The 17,730-nt window shown below is 74.3% G+C and carries 15 protein-coding genes and 1 pseudogene; 6 read left to right on the top strand and 10 right to left on the bottom strand.

Annotated elements, in window-relative coordinates; all coding sequences use genetic code 11:
- Positions 1–25: 25 nt before the first annotated feature.
- The 3 genes from ACIP64_RS15945 to ACIP64_RS15935 are packed head-to-tail and all read left to right on the top strand — an operon-like array spanning position 26 to position 4,933.
- Positions 26–2,323, top strand: a complete 2,298-nt coding sequence (locus ACIP64_RS15945; RefSeq protein ID WP_401586523.1) for a beta-glucosidase — start codon at positions 26–28, stop codon at positions 2,321–2,323.
- Positions 2,320–3,942, top strand: a complete 1,623-nt coding sequence (locus tag ACIP64_RS15940) for a glycoside hydrolase family 43 protein (protein ID WP_401586316.1) — start codon at positions 2,320–2,322, stop codon at positions 3,940–3,942. Before ACIP64_RS15945 ends, ACIP64_RS15940 begins: the two co-directional genes overlap by 4 nt.
- Positions 3,943–3,961: 19 nt before the next feature.
- On the top strand, positions 3,962–4,933 hold the full coding sequence (locus ACIP64_RS15935) for an acetylxylan esterase (protein WP_401586314.1): 972 nt from the start codon (positions 3,962–3,964) through the stop codon (positions 4,931–4,933).
- A gap of 13 nt (positions 4,934–4,946) precedes the next feature.
- Here the strand turns inward: ACIP64_RS15935 and fumC are convergent, their stop codons facing one another.
- The 3 genes and pseudogenes from fumC to ACIP64_RS15920 form a co-directional block, all read right to left on the bottom strand.
- Entirely contained in the window at positions 4,947–6,413 is a 1,467-nt protein-coding gene (fumC, locus tag ACIP64_RS15930) for a class II fumarate hydratase (protein WP_401586311.1), read from the bottom strand.
- A pseudogene (locus tag ACIP64_RS15925) lies at positions 6,410–8,080 on the bottom strand (NAD-dependent malic enzyme); the annotation flags it as partial. The gene fumC and the pseudogene ACIP64_RS15925, both read right to left, overlap by 4 nt.
- Before the next feature lie 91 nt (positions 8,081–8,171).
- Positions 8,172–8,966: an ArsR/SmtB family transcription factor gene (locus tag ACIP64_RS15920; protein ID WP_401586309.1), complete on the bottom strand. Its 795-nt coding sequence runs from the start codon at positions 8,964–8,966 to the stop codon at positions 8,172–8,174.
- Between the two features lie 205 nt (positions 8,967–9,171).
- On the opposite strand from ACIP64_RS15920, the gene ACIP64_RS15915 reads away from it, so the two are divergent.
- Positions 9,172–10,113 (top strand): anti-sigma factor RsbA family regulatory protein, encoded by a 942-nt coding sequence (locus ACIP64_RS15915; protein ID WP_401586306.1) that lies wholly within the window; start codon positions 9,172–9,174, stop codon positions 10,111–10,113.
- A gap of 78 nt (positions 10,114–10,191) precedes the next feature.
- On the opposite strand, the gene ACIP64_RS15910 is transcribed toward ACIP64_RS15915, so the two are convergent.
- The 6 genes from ACIP64_RS15910 to ACIP64_RS15885 form a co-directional block, all read right to left on the bottom strand.
- Entirely contained in the window at positions 10,192–10,326 is a 135-nt protein-coding gene (locus ACIP64_RS15910; RefSeq protein ID WP_401586521.1) for a CsbD family protein, read from the bottom strand.
- Entirely contained in the window at positions 10,280–11,239 is a 960-nt protein-coding gene (locus tag ACIP64_RS15905; RefSeq protein WP_401586303.1) for a ribonuclease BN, read from the bottom strand. Before ACIP64_RS15905 ends, ACIP64_RS15910 begins: the two co-directional genes overlap by 47 nt.
- A gap of 15 nt (positions 11,240–11,254) precedes the next feature.
- A complete protein-coding gene (locus ACIP64_RS15900; protein ID WP_401586300.1) occupies positions 11,255–11,731 on the bottom strand; it encodes a hypothetical protein in 477 nt (158 codons plus the stop codon).
- 88 nt (positions 11,732–11,819) lie between these two features.
- Positions 11,820–13,046 carry a glutamate--cysteine ligase gene (locus ACIP64_RS15895; protein WP_401586298.1) on the bottom strand — a complete coding sequence of 409 codons (1,227 nt, stop codon included), beginning with the start codon at positions 13,044–13,046 and terminating at the stop codon, positions 11,820–11,822.
- A 10-nt stretch (positions 13,047–13,056) separates the two neighbouring features.
- On the bottom strand, positions 13,057–13,956 hold the full coding sequence (locus ACIP64_RS15890; protein WP_401586296.1) for a hypothetical protein: 900 nt from the start codon (positions 13,954–13,956) through the stop codon (positions 13,057–13,059).
- A gap of 18 nt (positions 13,957–13,974) precedes the next feature.
- Complete coding sequence (locus ACIP64_RS15885) at positions 13,975–14,436, bottom strand: SRPBCC family protein (RefSeq protein ID WP_401586294.1); 462 nt, start codon at positions 14,434–14,436, stop codon at positions 13,975–13,977.
- Positions 14,437–14,586: 150 nt separating this feature from the next.
- Here ACIP64_RS15885 and ACIP64_RS15880 point away from each other — a divergent pair, with 150 nt between their 5' ends.
- Entirely contained in the window at positions 14,587–16,887 is a 2,301-nt protein-coding gene (locus ACIP64_RS15880) for a SpoIIE family protein phosphatase (RefSeq protein WP_401586291.1), read from the top strand.
- Between the two features lie 7 nt (positions 16,888–16,894).
- On the opposite strand, the gene ACIP64_RS15875 is transcribed toward ACIP64_RS15880, so the two are convergent.
- Positions 16,895–17,104 carry a hypothetical protein gene (locus ACIP64_RS15875; protein ID WP_401586288.1) on the bottom strand — a complete coding sequence of 70 codons (210 nt, stop codon included), beginning with the start codon at positions 17,102–17,104 and terminating at the stop codon, positions 16,895–16,897.
- A gap of 166 nt (positions 17,105–17,270) precedes the next feature.
- Between ACIP64_RS15875 and ACIP64_RS15870 the strand changes: the two genes are divergently transcribed.
- Positions 17,271–17,711, top strand: coding sequence for an Lrp/AsnC family transcriptional regulator (locus ACIP64_RS15870; RefSeq protein WP_319658299.1), 441 nt, complete (start codon positions 17,271–17,273; stop codon positions 17,709–17,711).
- Positions 17,712–17,730: the final 19 nt, after the last annotated feature.

Raw genomic sequence — 17,730 nt, 5'->3', positions numbered from 1 at the left:
CCGCGTCGAGGCGCTCATCCGCGAGATGACCCTGGACGAGAAGATCGCCCAGCTGTACGGCGTCTGGGTCGGCGCATCCAACGAGGGCGCCGAAGTCGCCCCGCACCAGCACGACATGGACCAGCCCCCGAGCCTCGACGACCTCCTGCCGACCGGGCTCGGCCAGCTCACCCGGCCCTTCGGCACCGCCCCCGTGGACCCCGCACTCGGCGCGCTGTCCCTGATGCGCACCCAGGAGCGGATCGCCGCCGCGAACCGCTTCGGCATCCCCGCCATGGCGCACGAGGAGTGCCTCGCCGGCTTCGCCGCCTGGGGCGCCACCACCTATCCCGTACCGCTCTCCTGGGGCGCCTCCTTCGACCCCGAACTGGTCCGGGTCATGGCCGCCGCCATCGGCCGCGACATGCGCGCGGTCGGCATCCACCAGGGCCTGGCCCCCGTCCTGGACGTCGTGCGCGACGCCCGGTGGGGACGGGTGGAGGAGACCATCGGCGAGGACCCCTACCTGGTGGGCACCATCGCAACCGCCTACATCCAGGGACTGGAGTCGGCCGGCATCGTCGCCACCCTGAAGCACTTCGCCGGCTACTCGGCCTCCCGCGCCGGACGCAACCTGGCGCCGGTGAGCATGGGACCGCGCGAGCGCGCCGACGTCGTCCTGCCGCCCTTCGAGATGGCGGTCCGCGAGAGCGGAGTGCGCTCGGTGATGCACGCCTACACCGACACCGACGGCATGCCGTCGGCCGCCGACGAGGAACTGCTGACCGGACTGCTCCGCGACACCTGGGGCTTCGACGGCACCGTGGTCGCCGACTACTTCGGCATCGCCTTCCTCAAGACCCTGCACGGCGTCGCCGCCGACTGGGCCGACGCCGCCGGCACCGCGCTCACCGCCGGGGTCGACATCGAGCTGCCGACCGTCAAGACCTTCGGGCAGCCGCTGCGCGAGGCCGTCGCCGCCGGCCGGATCGACGAGAAGCTGGTCGACCGGGCCCTGCGCCGGGTCCTTGCGCAGAAGGCCGAACTCGGCCTGCTCGACCCCGGGTGGAGCGCGGTGCCGCCCGCCCTCGCCGGGGCCGACCTCACCGACGCGGCGAGCCTGCGCGGCACCGTCGACCTGGACCCCGCGGCCCACCGCGCGCTGTCCCGGCGGCTTGCCGAGGAGTCGGTGATCCTGCTGAGCAACGACGGTGTGCTGCCGCTGCACCGGCCCGCCAGGATCGCGCTCGTCGGCCCCCAGGCGGAGACCCCGTCCGCCGTCCTGGGCTGCTACTCCTTCCCCGTCCACGTCGGATCGCAGCACCCGGGCACCCCGCCCGGCATCGACCTGCCGACGCTGCGCCAGGCGCTGGTCGCGGAGTTCCCCGGCGCCGAGATCGTGACCGTCGCGGGCTGCGGCATCGACGACGCCGACACCAAGGGGTTCGCGGCGGCCGTGCGCGCGGCGCGGGACGCGGACGTGGTCGTCGCCGCGCTCGGCGACCGGGCGGGCCTGTTCGGGCGCGGCACCAGCGGCGAGGGCTGCGACGCCGAGTCGCTGACCCTGCCCGGTGTGCAGCAGCAACTCCTCGACGCGCTCCTCGACTCGGGCACGCCCGTGGTGCTCACCCTGCTCGCCGGGCGGCCCTACGCCCTGGGCCGGGCCGTCACCGAGGCCGGCGCGATCGTGCAGTCCTTCTTCCCGGGACAGGAGGGCACCCCGGCGCTCGCCGGCGTCCTCGGCGGCCGCATCGCCCCCTCCGGGCGCCTGCCGGTCAGCGTGCCCGCCCACCCCGCCGTGCAGCCGTCCACGTATCTGGCCGCACCGCTCGCGCGGGCCAGCGAGGTCTCCAACATCGACCCGGCCGCCGCGTTCGCGTTCGGCCACGGGCTGACGTACACGGCCTTCGCGTGGGACGGCCTCGACGTGCCGGGCGCGGGCCCGGACGGTGGTGCCGTCATCGGCACCGACGGCGAGGTCGAGCTGTCCTTCACCGTCCGCAACACCGGCGACCGCGCGGGCAGCGAGGTCGTCCAGGTCTATCTGCACGACCCGGTCGCCTCGGTCGTGCAGCCGGTGCAGCGGCTCGTCGGCTACCTGCGGCTCCCGCTGGAGGCGGGCGAGGCGTCCCGGGTCCGGGTGACCGTGCCCGCCGACGTCGCGGCGTTCACCGGCCGCGACGGCCGGCGCGTCGTGGAGCCGGGCGCACTGGAACTGCGGCTGGCCGCCTCCAGCACCGACGTCCGGCTCACGGTACGGGCCGAACTCACCGGACCGGCACGGCAGGTGGACCACACCCGCAGGCTGCACGCACGGGTCACCGCCGCCGGGGCCGGCGCGTGACGCGGTCCGACGGTACGGGGGAGGCGGACGCGGGCTTCGCGGCCGCCGCCCCCGTACTGCCGGGCTGCCACCCCGACCCGAGCGTCTGCCGGGTCGGCGACGACCACTACCTGATCACCTCGACCTTCGAGTACTTCCCCGGCATCCCCGTCTTCCACAGCCGCGACCTGCTGCACTGGCGGCCCATCGGCCACGTCCTGGACCGCACCTCGCAGGTGGACCTCGGCCCGGTCGCGTCCTCGCAGGGCATCTTCGCGGCGACGATCCGCCACCACGAAGGCCGCTTCTGGGTCATCACGACCCTTGTCGGCGGGGCCGGCGGCACCGGGAGGAACGGCACCTTCGCCGTCCACGCCACCGACCCCGCGGGGCCCTGGAGCGACCCGGTGTGGCTCGACGACGCCCCCGGCATCGACCCCTCCCTGTTCTTCGACGACGACGGCCGCGCCTGGTGCACGGGGACGCGGCTCGCGGAACCGGGGGAGTGGGAGGGCCAGACCGACGTCTGGCTGCGGGAGTTCGACCCCGTCGCGATCGCCCTCACCGGGCCCGAGCACCTGCTGTGGCGCGGCGCGCTGCACGGCGCGGTGTGGGCGGAGGGCCCGCACCTGTACAAGGCCGACGGCCGGTACTACCTGCTTGCCGCGGAGGGCGGTACCGAGCACCGGCACGCCGTCAGCGTCGCCCGCGCCGACCACGTCACCGGGCCCTGGACGGGCAACCCCGCCAACCCGGTGTTCACCCACCGGCACCTGGGCCGCGACTTCCCCGTCGTCGGCGTCGGCCACGCCGACCTCGTGCACACCGCCGCGGGGGAGTGGTGGGCGGTGCTCCTCGGCAGCCGCCCCTACGGCGGCTACCACCCCAACCTCGGGCGGGAGACCTTCCTCGTCCCCGTGACCTGGGAGGACGGCTGGCCGGTCTTCGCACCGGGCGTCGGCACCACCCTCGGGCCGTTCCGCCGGCCGCGGACCACGGGCCCCGCCGGTGAGCCGTACGAGGAACCGGTCCGCGACGACTTCGACGGCCCGGCGCTGCGGCCCTCCTGGAACCAGGTGCGCACCGGCGCGCCGTTCTGGTCGCTGACCGCCCGGCCCGGCTCCCTGCGGCTGCCGCTCGGTCCCGCGTCGCTCGCCGACACCGCCACGCCCTGCTTCCTCGGACGGCGGCAGCAGCACCAGCAGGTCAGTGTGTCCGCGCTGTTCGACGTGGCGCCGCGGACGCCCGGCGAGTGGGCGGGACTGGCCGTGCGGCAGTCCGAGGCCGACCACCTCGTGCTGGCCGTCGCGGGCGACGGACGGGGCGGACGCCGTGTGCTCGCCGCCGTCCGCGAGCACGGCGCGCAGCGAATCGTCGCCGAGGCACCCCTGCCCGAGGGGCCGGTGGTCCTGCGCATCCACGCGGAGGGCCAGCGCTACGGACTGCGGTACGCTCCGGCGGGCGCCGGCGCCGGGCCGCGGGAGACCGAACTGGCCGTCGTGGACGGCGGCTTCCTCAGCTCCCCGCGCGCCGGGGGCTTCCTCGGCGTGTGGCTCGGCCCCTACGCCACCGCGCACGGGGCCGCCTCGGCCACCGCCGCCGACGTCGACTGGTTCGACTACCAGCCCCTCACCGCCTGACCGATCCGGAGCCGCCGCCTTGTTCACCGACCTGCCCGAGCCGGAACTGCGGGCCCACCGCAGCACCCAGACCGCGCCGGACGACTTCGACGACTTCTGGGACGCCACGCTCACCGCGGCGCGCGCCGCCGCGGCACCCGGCACCGTCACGGTCGAGCCCGTCGCCACCGGCCTGCGCACCCTGCACGTCTTCGACGTCACCTTCCCGGGCTACGGCGGTGAGCCCGTACGGGCCTGGCTGCGGCTCCCGCACGGCGCCGAGGGCCCGCTGCCCGCGGTCGTGACGTACGTCGGCTACGGCGGCGGCCGCGGGCACGCCCTGGAGTCGCTGCTGTGGGCGTCCGCGGGCTTCGCCCACTTCCACATGGACACCCGGGGCCAGGGCTCCGGCTGGAGCAGCGGCGCGACCCCCGACTCCGGCCCGGCCGGCCCCCAGGCCCCCGGCATGATGACCCGCGGCATCGAGGACCCCCACCAGTACTACTACCGGCGGCTGTTCACGGACGCCGTGCGCGCCGTCGACGCGGTGCGCACGCTGCCCTCCGTCGACCCCGACCGCGTGGCGGTGCTCGGGGCCAGCCAGGGCGGCGGCACCGCGCTCGCGGTCGCGGCGCTGGTCCCCGACGTCTCGGCCCTGGTCGCGCACGTGCCGTTCCTGTGCGACTTCCCGCGCGCCGTCGTCGTCACCGACGCCGACCCGTACCGCGAGATCGGCCGCTACCTCGCCGTGCACCGCGGCAGCGCCGACCGCGTCCACCGCACCCTCTCGTACTTCGACGGCGTCAACTTCGCCGCCCGCGCCCGCGTTCCCGCCCGTTTCTCGGCCGCCCTGATGGACGAGATCACCCCGCCCTCGACGGTCTTCGCCGCCTACAACGCCTACGCCGGGCCCAAGGCGATCACCGTCTGGCCCTACAACGGCCACGAGGGCGGCGCCGTCGACGACGACGAGGCCGCCCTGGCGTTCCTGCGCTCGCGGCTGGGGGAGTAGCCGGGGGGTTCGATCAGTGCCGGAGACGGACCATCTTCACGGGGTCCACGATCCGGTCGAAGTCCTCGGCACTGATGTACCCGCTGCCGATCGCCGCCTCGCGCAGCGTGGTGCCCTCCTCGTCGGCCTTGTGCGCGATGCTGCTGGCCTTGTCGTAGCCGATCTCCGGCGACAGCGCGGTGACGAGCATCAAGGAGCGCGACAGGTACGCGTCGATCTGGTCGCGGTGCAGTTCGACCCCGTCGATGCAGTACTGGCGCAGCTTCTCCGCCGCGTCGCCGAGGATGCGCGCGGAGTGCAGGAAGTTGTTCACGATGACGGGGCGCATGGCGTTCAGCTCGAAATTGCCCTGGCTCCCCGCGAACGCGATGGCGCTGTCCTCCGCCAGCACCTGGATGCACACCATCACCATGGCCTCGCACTGCGTCGGGTTGACCTTGCCCGGCATGATCGAACTGCCGGGCTCGTTCGCGGGCAGTGCGAGCTCGCCGAGGCCGCAGCGGGGTCCCGAGGCGAGCCAGCGGATGTCGTTGACGATCTTCATCAGGGGGACCGCCAGGGACCGCAGGCCCGCCGAGGCGGCGACCATCGCGTCCAGCCCGCCCTGGGCGGCGAAGGAGTTCGACGCGCCGCGGAACGGGAACCCGGTCAGCGTGGCGATCCGCCCGGCGACCTCGGCGCCGAAGCCCTCGGGCGCGTTGAGGCCCGTGCCCACGGCGGTCCCGCCGACCGCGAGTTCGTACAGCGCGGGCAGGGTGCCGTGGACGCGATCCATCGCGTCCCCGAGCTGCGCCGCCCAGCCCGACCACTCCTCGCCGACCGACAGCGGAACGGCATCCTCCAGGTGCGTGCGGCCGATCTTGACGATGTCCCACCACGCCCGGGACTTCGCCGTGATCGCTTCCTGGAGCTGCTGTATCCGGGGGAGCAGGTGGTCGCTGACCTCGTGGACGGCCGCGATGTGCATGGCGGTGGGGAACGTGTCGTTGGAGGACTGGCCCATGTTGACGTGGTCGTTGGGGTGAACGGGCGTCTTGGAGCCGAGCGTTCCGCCCACCAGCTGGATCGCGCGGTTGCTGATCACCTCGTTGACGTTCATGTTGCTCTGGGTGCCGGACCCCGTCTGCCAGACGTACAGCGGGAAATGCTCGTCCAGCGCGCCGCGGATCACCTCGTCGGCCACCTGCGCGATGAGGTCGGCCTTCCAGCCCGGCAGCCGACCCGCGTCACCGTTGACCAGTGCCGCCGCCTTCTTGACGTAACCGTACGCGTGGTAGACGGCCTTGGGCATCCGGTCGTCCCCGATGGAGAAGTGGATCAGGGAACGCTGGGTCTGGGCGCCCCAGTAGCGGTCGGCCGGCACGTCCACCGCGCCCATGGAGTCCGTCTCGCGGCGGGTGCCCGTGGCGGCAAGGCCGATCGGGACGTCCCGCACCCGCGGTGGCCGCTCGGACTCGCCGCCCTGCTGACGCGCGGTCATTCGTGGTCCCCGAGCTCCTTGGGCAGCGGCCCGTACGCCGGCTGCCACATGGCGTCCTGCACCGCCTGGACGAGGTCGTCCGGGTGCCGGGTGGCGGCCTGGTCCTCCGTCGCGGCGCGGATGACGGCCTTGGCGACGATCGCCGACGAGGCACGCAGATTCGCCACCGGCGGCAGCAGCGGCGCACCGGGCGCCCGCGCGTCGACCTGACCGGCCACGGCCTCCGCCGCGGCCAGGATCATGGCGGGGGTGAGTCGGTCGGTGCCGGACAGGATCGTCCCGAGGCCCAGACCGGGGTAGAGCAGGGCGTTGTTCGCCTGTCCGATGACGTGCTGGACGCCGTTGTGGTCCACCGGGTCGACCGGGATACCCGTCGCCGTCAGCGCCTTGCCGTCGGTCCACGCCAGCAGGTCCGCCGGCATGGCCTCGATCTTCTCCGTGGGGTTGGACAGGGGCAGGATGACGGGCCGTTCGACGTGCGCGGCCATCTCCGTGACGACGTCCCGGTCGAAGGAGCCGGGGCTGGTCGAGGTGCCGACCAGGAGCGTCGGCCGTACGTGCCGTACCGTCGTGAGCAGGTCGATCCGCCCCTCCGCCCAGTCGCGCACCTCGGCGCGGGGGCGGGCATAGGGAACCTGGTAGTCGCGCAGGTCGGGCATGCCGTCCACGAGCAGCCCCTGCTGGTCGACCAGCCACACACGGCGGGTGGCGGCATCGGTGTCCAGCCCGTCGCGGACCATGGCGTCCCGCAACTGGTCGGCGATGCCCACACCGGCGGTGCCGGCGCCGAACACGACGACGCGCTGCTCGCGGAACGGCACACCGGTGATGCTCAGCGCGGACATGACGGCGGCCAGCGCGATGGCGCCCGTCCCCTGCATGTCGTCGTTGAACATCCGGTAGTGGTCCTTGTACTCCTCCAGAAGGCGGCGGGCATTGCTCGGCCCGAAGTCCTCGAAGTGCAGGAGCGCGTTCGGGAACAGCTCCGCGACCGTCTCCAGATAGGCCGCCACGAAGTCGTCGTACTGCTTGCCCCGGGCCCGGCTGTGGCGGATGCCCAGGTAGAGCGGATCGTTCAGCAGGTTCTCGTTGTCGGTTCCGACGTCCAGGACGACGGGGACGCACCGCCCGGGGTGCAGGCCGGCCGCCGCGGTGTAGACGGCGAGCTTGCCCACCGAGATCTGGATCCCGTTCACGCCCCAGTCGCCGATGCCCAGGATCTCCTCGGCGTCGGTGGCCACCACCAGGTCCACCTGGTCGCGGTGGAGCCTCAGCGACTCGAAGGCCCGCCGCATGTCCTGCGGCCGGTCGATGGACAGGAAGACGCCGCGGGGGTGCCGGTACTCGTGGCTGTAGCGCTTGATGGCCTCGCCCACGGTGGGGTCGTAGACGACCGGCAGCAGCTCGGCCAGATGATCGGCCAGCACCCGGTAGTAGACGACCTCGTTGTGGTTGTGCAGCTGCTCCAGGTAGATGTACTTGGCCAGGTCGCCCGGTGCCTCCTGCAACTGCTCGTACGCACGCTGTGCTTGCTGGTCCAAGGTGAGCACGGCGCTGGGGAGGCGGCCGACGAGCCCGAGACTCTCGCGTTCCTCCGCGGTGAAGGCGCTCCCCCGGTTGAGGAGCGGGTCGAGGAGAACGAGCGGCGTGTGCATCGACATCTCTGAGCCCTCCGTCGTCGCCTGGAGCGTTGCACGGCCCTCCTCCCATGCTGGGCCGTACGGGTGACGCCTGCCAGTCGGCCGGGAAGGCGGCGGCCTAGCGGGGCTGCTCCAGGGTCTCGCCCGTCTCCAGCAGCGTCTTCAGGCCCGAGACCAGGGCGGGCCAGCCGTGCCGGACCATGCCGAGCACGGTGCTGCCGGGGTCGTGGGCCTCGTGGACCACGGTCAACTTGACCGTGTCGCCGAGCGGTTCGATCTCGAACGTCACCCGGGACCGCTCCTCCCGGACCAGCCGGGCGAGCGTGTCCGCGTCCACGCCCGCGTTCTCGGCCCAGCGCGGGGTGAAGGTGTGCCAGGTGTACGACAGCCGCCGGTGCGGCTCGGACTCCAGGACGACCTGCTCCGGGTCGGCGGTCCGGGCGCCCTTCTCCTCCCAGACCATGGGCGACTCCGGCCGCCAGTCGGTCTCGAACGCCACGCCCCAGTAGCGGCGTGTGAAGGCCGGATCGGTCAGCGCCTGCCAGAGGCGTTCCGGCGTCGTGCGGATGTAGGTCGTGTAGACGAACGCGCTCTCGCTCATCGCCGGCAGCTCCAATGCCCTGTGCAGGTCCGCCAGCGCGCGGGCGCGCTCGCGGTCGTACTGGTCGATCCACCGCTCGGCGATGGCGTTGACGGGGGCGGCGTTGAGGAAGTGCAGCTTCTCGCGGCCGCGGCGGGCGGTCGTCACCAGATGTGCCGCCTCCAGGACGGCGAGGTGCTTGCTGACCGACTGCCTGGCCATGTCGAGGCCGGCGCACAGCTCCCGCAGGGTCTGCCCGTTGCGGGCGTTGAGGCTGTCGAGCAGCCTGCGCCTGCTGGCGTCCGCCAGTGCCTTGAAGATCGCGTCGTCCATGTCCCGCCGTCCCGGACAGGCAGCCGTTCGGCTGCCTGTCCCGTCGACCATAGGCAGCCGTCCGGCTGCCTGTCAACGCGGGACCCGGCAAGGCGCGCGAAGGGGGAGGGCACCTCCCGTCACGGGGCTCCGCCCAGTCGCGCTGCCGCGCCCGCGGCGCGTGAGCGGTTGGTAGGGTCGCCGGGGGCGGCGGGAGGGTGACGAGGTGCGGAACGAGGCTTCCCAGGCCGGGCCGTTCGTGCACCCGGCGCTGTTCTACCGGACCATGCGCGACTACATGGAGGGCACGGTCCCCTTCGTGCTGGAGGGGCTCTACGGCGGCGAACCCGTGGCCGTTGCCGTGCCCGGGGCCCGACTGGAACTGCTGCGGGCCCAGTTGGGGACGCGCGCGGACCAGGTCCACTGGCTCGACATGCAGCAGGCCGGCCGCAATCCGGGCCGCATCATCCCGGGCGTGCTCGGCGCCTTCGCCGACGAGCACCCGGGTGTCCGCGTCAGGATCGTCGGCGAGCCCGTGTGGCCGGGCCGCAGCGCTGTCGAGCACCCCGCCTGCGCCCAGCACGAGGCACTGATCAACCTGGCTTTCGCCGGCCGCCCCCTGACGATCCTGTGCCCCTACGACGCCGCCCGCCTGGACGCCACCGCGCTGGCCGACGCCCGTGCCACGCACCCTGTCGCCGTCGAGGGCGGGCGCCTGTCACGGAGCCCCGCGTACGCGCCGGACCGCGTGGTGGCCGCGTACAACGCCCTCCCGCCGCCACCGCCGGACACCGTCTCCGAGCCTTTCGACTCCGAGCGCCTGGCCGTCGCCCGCGGCGCCGCGGCCGAGCGGGCGCGCCGGCTCGGCCTGACCGGGGAGCGGCTCGGCGACTTCACGCCGGCCGCGGGGGAGCTGATCACCAACAGCGTGGTGCACGCGGGCGGTTCCGGGACCGTCGCCGTGTGGGCCGAGGACGGTCACGTGGTGTGCGAGGTCGCCGACACCGGCCGCCTCGACGACCCGCTCGCGGGGCGCCGCCCCGCGGCCCGCGGCCTGCCGCACGGGCGCGGCCTGCTGATGGTGCACCACCTCGCGGACCTGGTCCGCGCGCGGACCGGCGCGGACGGCACCAGGATCCGCTTCTACACGCGGTCGTCCCGTATCTAGACATCGGCCACGGGCAAGGGCCGGCGACGCGCCGTCGCGCGTCGCCGGCCCCCGGCGCCGTACGGTCGCCGGTGCGCGTCAGTGGTCGAGGGTGTCCTTCGACTTCTCCACGACCTGCTTCGCGTCGCCCTTCACCTGATCGGCCTTGCCCTTCATCTTCAACCGGTCATTGCCGGTGGCCTTGCCCGCCGTCTCCTCGACCTGGCCCTTGATCTTCTGACCGGTGTGCTTGGCCTTCTTCTCGGCGCCCATGGGGGTCTCCTTCCGAGCCTTCGGCAGCTTCGTTCTCGTCGTGCGCCTGCCCGCCAGAATGGTGCGAAAACCTGTCAATCGGGACGGACAGGTGCCGGCCCAGCAGACAGGCCCCGAAGACGACGTACCCGACGCCGATCAGCCACGACTGGACGATCAGCACCGTGCCGACCGCGCCGTAGGAGACCGCGTTCGTCACGATCAGCGGGGAGAACACCAGGGAGGAGAAGATCCGCAGCCCCACCAGGCCCGCCACGGTGAGGATGGCCCCCGGCAGCAGCGCCCCCCAGCTGATCCGCCCGGCCAGCAGGAAGTGCTGCGCCCACCAGAAGAACAGCACCCCCAGGACGAGGGTCAGCGCCACCCGCACGAACGCGGCCGGCAGGCCCTCCCTCAGCACCGTGCCGCTCTGCGCCTCCGCGAACAGGTACGCCGTCAGCGCCACCAGCCACACCGCCCGGCGCCACAACTGGTGCCACGGCGCCGGCGGCAGCTCCCAGATCCGCAGGTAACCCACCTCGACGGCGGCCGCGAAGGACAGACCGAAGAGCCCCAGCAGCACGAGGCTCAGCACGCTGGTACTGCTCAACACCCTGCGCGGTGCCGCGAAGAGCTTGCGCACCGCCTCCGACGGGGTCGGCGACAGGCCCATCCCGTCGACGATCCACTGCGCGAACCCGGCCTGCTGGAACGGCACGGCGGCCGCCACCACGATCAGCAGCGGCACCAGCGTCACCATGCCCAGCGCCGCGAACCCCATGGCCCGGTGCAGCAGTTCCAGTTCGCCGCCCTGGCGCATCACCCGGTGGCCCGTGGACCGCCGCCATGCCCGGAGCGGATGCCGCAGCGTCCACCACACCCCGGGTCGGGCCATCACACACCTCGGCGTTCAGCGGAAAGCGGCGACGGCCGCGTGACGACGTACCGCCTCCACCGTGTCGGCCTGCTCACGGGCCCGCTCCAGCAGGCCCTTCAGCTGCGCCTCGTCCAGGTCCCGGTGCGGCGTGAGTGACAGCAGCGTACGCCAGAGCAGGGACTTCCCCTCGATGCCGAGCCGGAGCGTCTCGAGTTCGATCACCGTGCTCAGTCCGGACCGGCGGGTCACGCGCCCGTTGAGCTTCAGCAGGCGGGCCTTCTCGGCGAGCCGTCCGGCGTACACCTTGTGACGCCGCGCCGGTACGTCGAGGGCGTCCATCACGCCGAGAAGGGCCTGCCGGTCCTCCGTGATCTCCTCGGCGACCCGGCTCAGTTCGCCGCCGTACGGCGAGGAGCGGTGGTGCTCGGCGAGGTGGTGTGCGAGCCGGCGGCCGGCGGTCGAGCCCGCCAGATGGTCGTTGAGATAGATCTCCAGGACGTCCCGGCGCATGGCGGGCCTCCCTCGCTCGGGTCCGCGCGCGGCGGACGTCGACCGGCACCGGAGGACCGCGCCCGGTCCGCACGCTCCGCCGGGAGCCTCATGGGGAGCGGCTTTCCCCTCCGGCACCGGACAAACCAGGCGCCGGGCAGTCATGGGCCCGCCGGCCGGGCGGGGGCGCGCCCTCCGTCTGGGCGGCGAGCATGTCGACCGCCGCGGTGGGCCCGGAGACCGTGCCGGCCCGGCGCTGGCGGACGGCGCCCGTGCCGTGCAGATGGAGGGCCCTGACGGCACCCCGGACGAAGGGCAGGTCGCCGGTGGCCTCCAGCGCGGGGGCCAGCCGTGCCAGGAGGCGGCCGAGCAGCGCACGGGCCGGGACGCGGGTCTCGCGCACGGGGTCGACGGCGTGGCCGTCGAGACCGAAGCGGGCCGCGGTCCACAGCGCGGCGGAGGCGAGCTGCGCCGGTACGGCGGGCGCTTCGCGTCCCGCCGCGAGGTCGGTGAGCGCCGTCGCCACCAGGGCCCGGGTGAGGGCCGCCTGCAGAGCCGTCTCCCACGTCGTGCCGAGCGCGTCGGCGGCCCGGACCTCGACCGTCGGCAGATGGGGCGACGGCCGGGCGAGCCAGAAGGTCATCGCGGGGTCCACGAGGACGCCGCACTCGACGAGCCGGGCCACCTCCGCGTCGTGCTCGGCGGCCGAGCCGAACCGCGGCGGGATTCCCGACCCGGGGAAACGTGCCTGATCCATGACCCGCCAGCTCGCGTACCCCGAGTCCCGGCCCCGGTCCCAGGGGGAGTTCGCGGACAGGGCCAGCAGGACGGGCAGCCACGGCCGCAGCCAGTTGACCACCGCGACCGCCGTCTCCCGGTCCGGCACCCCGACGTGCACATGGCAGCCGCAGGCCAGATATCCCGCGGCCTGCCGCTCGTAGAGCCGGGCGATCGCGGCGTAGCGCTCCCCGCCGCTCAACGGCGCCGCCCCGTCGAGCACGGGCAGGCCCGTCGACACCAGGCGCCCGCCCTCGGCCCGCGCTGCGGCGGCCAGGGTGCGCCGGGCCCCGTCGAGCTGCCGCACCAGTTCCGGCAGGTCCGTGGCCACACCCGTGGCCGCCTCGACCTGCGCCGCGGACAGCTCCCGCTGCAGTACGGCGTCCGGCGCGGGCGGGGGCATCCGCCGGGCCCGTTCGATCACGGGGCCGGCCAGCCCCGCGATGCGCCGCGTGCGCGCGTCCACGAGCAGGAACTCCTCCTCGACCCCGAGGGTCCTGCCGGGCTCAGGCGCCGTCGCGGGCCGCGGCGGGGGCGCGTTCTCCTCCTGGGCGGTCATGGCCGTGCGTCTACCCGCCCGAGCCGGGTTCCGCGAGGTCCACCGCCAGCTCGCCGACGCGCGCCGCGGCGGCGGCCGCCTGCCCGGCGGCGGCCCGCACCGACTCCTCGGCCTCCGCGACCCGGCCGAGCGCCCGGTCGCGGTCGACGGCGCCGCGCCGTCGGTCCGCCTCCGCGCGCAGTGCGGCCTCGGTGAGTTCGCGGAGCCGCGACTCGGCGGCGTCCAGTGCCGTGCGGGCCTCCGCGAGGTCCGCGTCGCGGGCGAGGGCCTCGTTGCGGGCGCGCTCGGCGTGGCGGCGGGCCTCGTCCAGCCTGCGGCGGCGCCTGGCCGCGTCGTGCGGCCGCGACCGCAGGGGAACGACGGTGTCCTTGGCGGCCGCCGCGTGCTCGGGCCCGGCCGGGGCCCCTGCCGCGGGAACGGCGCCGCCGACGGCCTGCTCGAAGTCGACGGCGCCGCTCAGCGGCCGCACGAGGCGCCCCGTCGCCCAGGCACGCGCGGCGCCGGCGTCGGCGAGGGCGGCGTGCAGGGTGCCGCGAACCTCGTCCAGCGCGGCGTCCGCCAGCGGCCGCCCGGCGTCCGCGGCGAGCCGGGCGGCCTGCCGGCCCAGGGCCTCGACCAGGACCCGCTGCTGCCGGCCGAGGGCCCGCAACTGCGCGCCGTCGAGCTCACGATGGGCCCGCCGCAGTGCCTCGCCGAGCCCGAGCAGGGCCGTGACCTCGTCGGCGTGCTCCCGCACGAGCAGATTGCCCGCCCACGCGGCGACCGAGGGCCGGCGCAGGCCCGCGATGCGGGCGGCCAGCCCCCGGTCCCCGGCCCGGCGGGCGTTCCTGACCTGCGCGTCGCGGGCGGCGGTGAAGTCCTCCGGCGCCAGCGCGTACAGCTCGTCCGCCACCGCGTCCAGGTCCGTCATGGCGCCACGGTCGCACCGTCACCCGCCCGGCGCTACCCGGCCGCGCCAGCCACCGGACTCAGCTCCGCGCTCCTCGATCCAGTCCTTGAAACGCCGCAGGTCGCCCCGGGTGCGCCGGTCCAGCACCCCGAGCGCGTCGGCGGCCTTCTCGGCGAGCCCGGAGGTCTCGACCTCCATGGCGAGGTTGACGCGCGTGCGCTTCCGGTCGAGCCGCTGGAACGTGACGACGCCGCGCTGCCTGACGTCACCGGACAGCGTCCGCCACGCCACGCGCTCGTCGGGGAGCTGGTCGACGATCTCCGTGTCGAATTCCCGTCGGGCGCCCGCGACATTCGTGACCCAGTGATTGTGGCGGTCGTCGACCTGGGTGACCTGCTCCACGCCCTCCATGAATTGCGGGAATTCCTCGAATTGCGTCCACTGGTTGTACGCCGTGTGCAGCGGGACGTCGACGTCGACGAATTCGCTGATGGTGCCCATGTGGTTTCTCCTTTCGTGGAACGGTCGGTGGTTCGGCTTCCCGGAGGAGATGCTCCTAACCCCGGTCGCCCCGTCGCCCGGCCCGGCCGGTGCGCGATGGCCGAACGATGACCTGCCCGTTCGGGGGTCCGCCTGTGCGATGCTCGCAAGGTGAGCCACGACGGACACGCTTCCGCGTTCGGTGGCCGGCAGGAGCCGCGTACCGCCGCCGAGCAATTGGCGCGCACCGTCGCCCGCCTCCGCACGGAGCTGGACGACCAGCAGCGGACGATCCCCGGCCGGGACGCGGTGGAGCGGGCGAGGGGCGTGCTCATGGGGCGTCTGGGAATGACACCCCGCGAGGCCCGCGAGGAATTGCAGGCGCGGGCCGCGAGCGCGGGCCGGACCCTGGTGGAGGAGGCGTGGGCGCTGCTCGCCGCGCACGGTCCCGCCCTTTCCGCCGCGGGGACGCCGCTCCCCGGCGGGAAGGAGAACGCCGGCGGCGACACCGCCGACGAATTCGCCCAGGGCCTGGAGGAGCAGCTCGCGGGCTCGGCGGGGGTCGACGCGCTCCTGGTCTACGTACGCTCTCCGGGGGGCGGGCTCGACCTCGTCGCCCACGCCGGGGTGGACACCGCCCTCGCCTCCGCCTGGGGCCATCTGCCGCCGATCCGCGACCTCGCACCCTTCGAGGCGGTGAACCTGCGACGCCCGGTGTGGATGAGCGACCTCCACAAGGGCACCGCCGGACGGCCGCTCGTGGGCGACTGCCCGGAGACATGGCCGTCGCGGGCCTGGGTGCCGATGCGCCGCCGCGAGGACGTCGTCGGCGTGGTGGGGTTCCTGCGGCGGCGGCCCGACGCGTTCGACGCCGCCGACCGCGCCCTGGTGCAGGCCGCCGCGCGGGTCTGCACCGCCTGCGCGGAACCGGCGGCCGCCCCGGACAGCGCGGCGGACCGGGCCCCGGCGCTTCAGGTCGTCTTCGACTGCCTGCGCGAGGCCGTCGTCCTGCTCGTGCCCGTGCGCGGCCGGAGCGGCGAGGTGACCGACTTCCGGATCGAGGCCGCCGCCCCGGCGTCGGTGGACGCGGCGGGCCGCACCGGGCGCGAGCTGGTGGGGCTGCGGGTGCTGGAGTGCGACCCCGCGGTCGCCGGGACCCCGCTCTGGCACGGCTGCCTGCACGCGCTCACGACCGGCGAGCCCTACGAGAGCGACGCGTCCGACGACCCCGGCATCACCTGCGGCGGCCCCGACCCCGCCGTCCGCCACGCGGTGCGCGCGGTGCGCCTCGGTGACGCGCTCGTCGTCTCCTGGCCGCCGCAGGCCGCGGCCGGCCAGGAGGCCGAACGGCTGCGGCGGCTTCAGTACCTGGGCAACCTCGGCTGGGCCGACTGGGACCTGGCGACCGACGCCCTCCAGTGGTCCCCGCAGGTCTACGCCATCTTCGACCGCGATCCCGCGCTCGGCCCCATCCCCATGGACGAGCTGGCCCGGCAGCTGTTCCCCGAGGACCTGCCGGCCGCCGGCGCCGCCGCGCAGGCGCTGCTCGCCTCCGGACAGCCGGTCGACGTGCCCTTCCGCATCCGCACCGCGCACGGCACCCGTCACCTGCGCTTCGTCGCCGAGGCCGTGATCGGCGCCGAGGGCAGGCCGGTCGCGGTGCACGGCTTCTACCAGGACCTGACCGCGCAGCGGAACGAGCAGATCGCCCTGGACGAGGCGCGGCGCGCGTTCGGCGCCCGGCAGCGCGGTCCGAGCGCCGAGCAGGCGCTGGCCCGCCGCCTCCAGGACGCGCTGCTGCCGCTGCCCGCCCGCTCCTTCGACCTGCCCGGACTCAACTGCGACGTGTCCTACCTGCCCGCCGGGGCCTCGATCCAGATCGGCGGCGACTGGTTCTCCGCCGTCGAACTCCCCGACGGCTCGACCCTGCTCGGTGTCGGCGACGTGGCGGGCCACGGCATCGAGGCCGTCGCCACCATGGCCGGACTGCGGCACGGCGCCGAGGCCATGGCGCTGAGCGGCACGCCCCCGCAGCGCGTCCTGGAGCGTCTGAACCACGCGCTGATGAGCAAGGGCACCGCCACCGCGACGATGCTGCTGGCCCAGTACCGGCCCGGCACCGGCATCCTCACCTGGGCCCGGGCCGGACATCTGCCGATCCTCCACCTGCGCGACGGCCACGCGGTCTTCCTCGCCCAGCCCGACGGGCGCATCCTCGGCGCGAGCCACGAGAGCGCCTACGGGCAGGCGACGGCGGAACTGCGCTCAGGCGACCGGCTCTTCCTGTTCACCGACGGGCTGGTCGGGCGGCGCGGCCAGGACCTGGACGCGGGGCTGGAGCGCCTGAGCCGTGCGGCAGAGTCCGTGGCCGGCGGCGATTCGGCCACGGTGGCGCTCCGGGTGACCGAGGCGCTCGTCCCGGCCGATCCGGGGGACGACAGCTGCCTGCTGTGCGTGCGCGTCACGGCGTGACGGGTCGTCAGCCATGGGCCCCTGTGTCCTCCTCGCCGCGGAGCCGCCGGCGGTGGGCCCGCAGCATCCGGAGCACGGCGGGCCGGTCGGCGTGCTCGCGCTCGTAGCGCAGCAGTTCGTCGAGTTCGCCGGCGGCGGGGGAGTCGTCCGGCGCTCCCGGGTCCGGCCGGCGGGTTCCGTCGCCGCCGCTCGGCGGTCGCTCCTGGTGTTCCGGCACCGGCATCACCTCCGTGGCTGTTCGGCACCGGTTCGACTGCCCCGCGACGGATGCCGGAAACACGGCGTTCAGGGGAATTGTCCGCCATGTGTGCCGGCCGGGGACGTACCGCCGGGAACCGGGCCGGATGTCGCGGACGACCACGGACCCTGTAGGTTCTTGCGTCGTGGAGGAGCTGGACCGGCAAATCGTGGAACTTCTCGTGGCCGACGGGCGCATGAGCTACACCGACCTGGGCAAGGCCACCGGTCTGTCGACCTCGGCCGTGCACCAGAGGGTCCGCCGCCTGGAGCAGCGCGGGGTGATCCGCGGGTACGCCGCGATCGTCGACCCCGACGCGGTGGGCCTGTCGCTCACCGCCTTCATCTCGGTCAAGCCCTTCGATCCCAGCGCCCCGGACGACATCGCCGACCGGCTCGCCGAGGTCCCGGAGATCGAGGCCTGCCACAGCGTGGCCGGTGAGGAGAACTACATCCTCAAGGTCCGGGTGGCCACCCCGATCGAGCTGGAGCACCTGCTGGCGCGGATCCGCACCCTGGCCGGGGTCTCCACCCGGACCACGGTCGTGCTCTCCACCCCCTACGAGGCCCGGCCGCCACGCGTCTGAGCCCGGCCCCACCGAAGCA

It is taken from the genome of Streptomyces sp. NPDC088733, from assembly GCF_044751185.1.
GTDB lineage: Bacteria > Actinomycetota > Actinomycetes > Streptomycetales > Streptomycetaceae > Actinacidiphila.
This window is presented reverse-complemented; position numbering and strand designations above follow the sequence as displayed.

What these genes read in the sequence shown, in the direction of transcription:
- ACIP64_RS15945 (WP_401586523.1), top strand. Translation starts at nt 26, where the DNA reads ATGACCCTGGACGAGAAGATCGCCCAGCTGTACGGCGTCTGGGTCGGC.
- fumC (WP_401586311.1), bottom strand. Translation starts at nt 6,413, where the DNA reads ATGACCGCGCGTCAGCAGGGCGGCGAGTCCGAGCGGCCACCGCGGGTG.
- ACIP64_RS15920 (WP_401586309.1), bottom strand. Translation starts at nt 8,966, where the DNA reads ATGGACGACGCGATCTTCAAGGCACTGGCGGACGCCAGCAGGCGCAGG.
- ACIP64_RS15905 (WP_401586303.1), bottom strand. Translation starts at nt 11,239, where the DNA reads ATGGCCCGACCCGGGGTGTGGTGGACGCTGCGGCATCCGCTCCGGGCA.
- ACIP64_RS15900 (WP_401586300.1), bottom strand. Translation starts at nt 11,731, where the DNA reads ATGCGCCGGGACGTCCTGGAGATCTATCTCAACGACCATCTGGCGGGC.
- ACIP64_RS15895 (WP_401586298.1), bottom strand. Translation starts at nt 13,046, where the DNA reads ATGACCGCCCAGGAGGAGAACGCGCCCCCGCCGCGGCCCGCGACGGCG.
- ACIP64_RS15890 (WP_401586296.1), bottom strand. Translation starts at nt 13,956, where the DNA reads ATGACGGACCTGGACGCGGTGGCGGACGAGCTGTACGCGCTGGCGCCG.
- ACIP64_RS15885 (WP_401586294.1), bottom strand. Translation starts at nt 14,436, where the DNA reads ATGGGCACCATCAGCGAATTCGTCGACGTCGACGTCCCGCTGCACACG.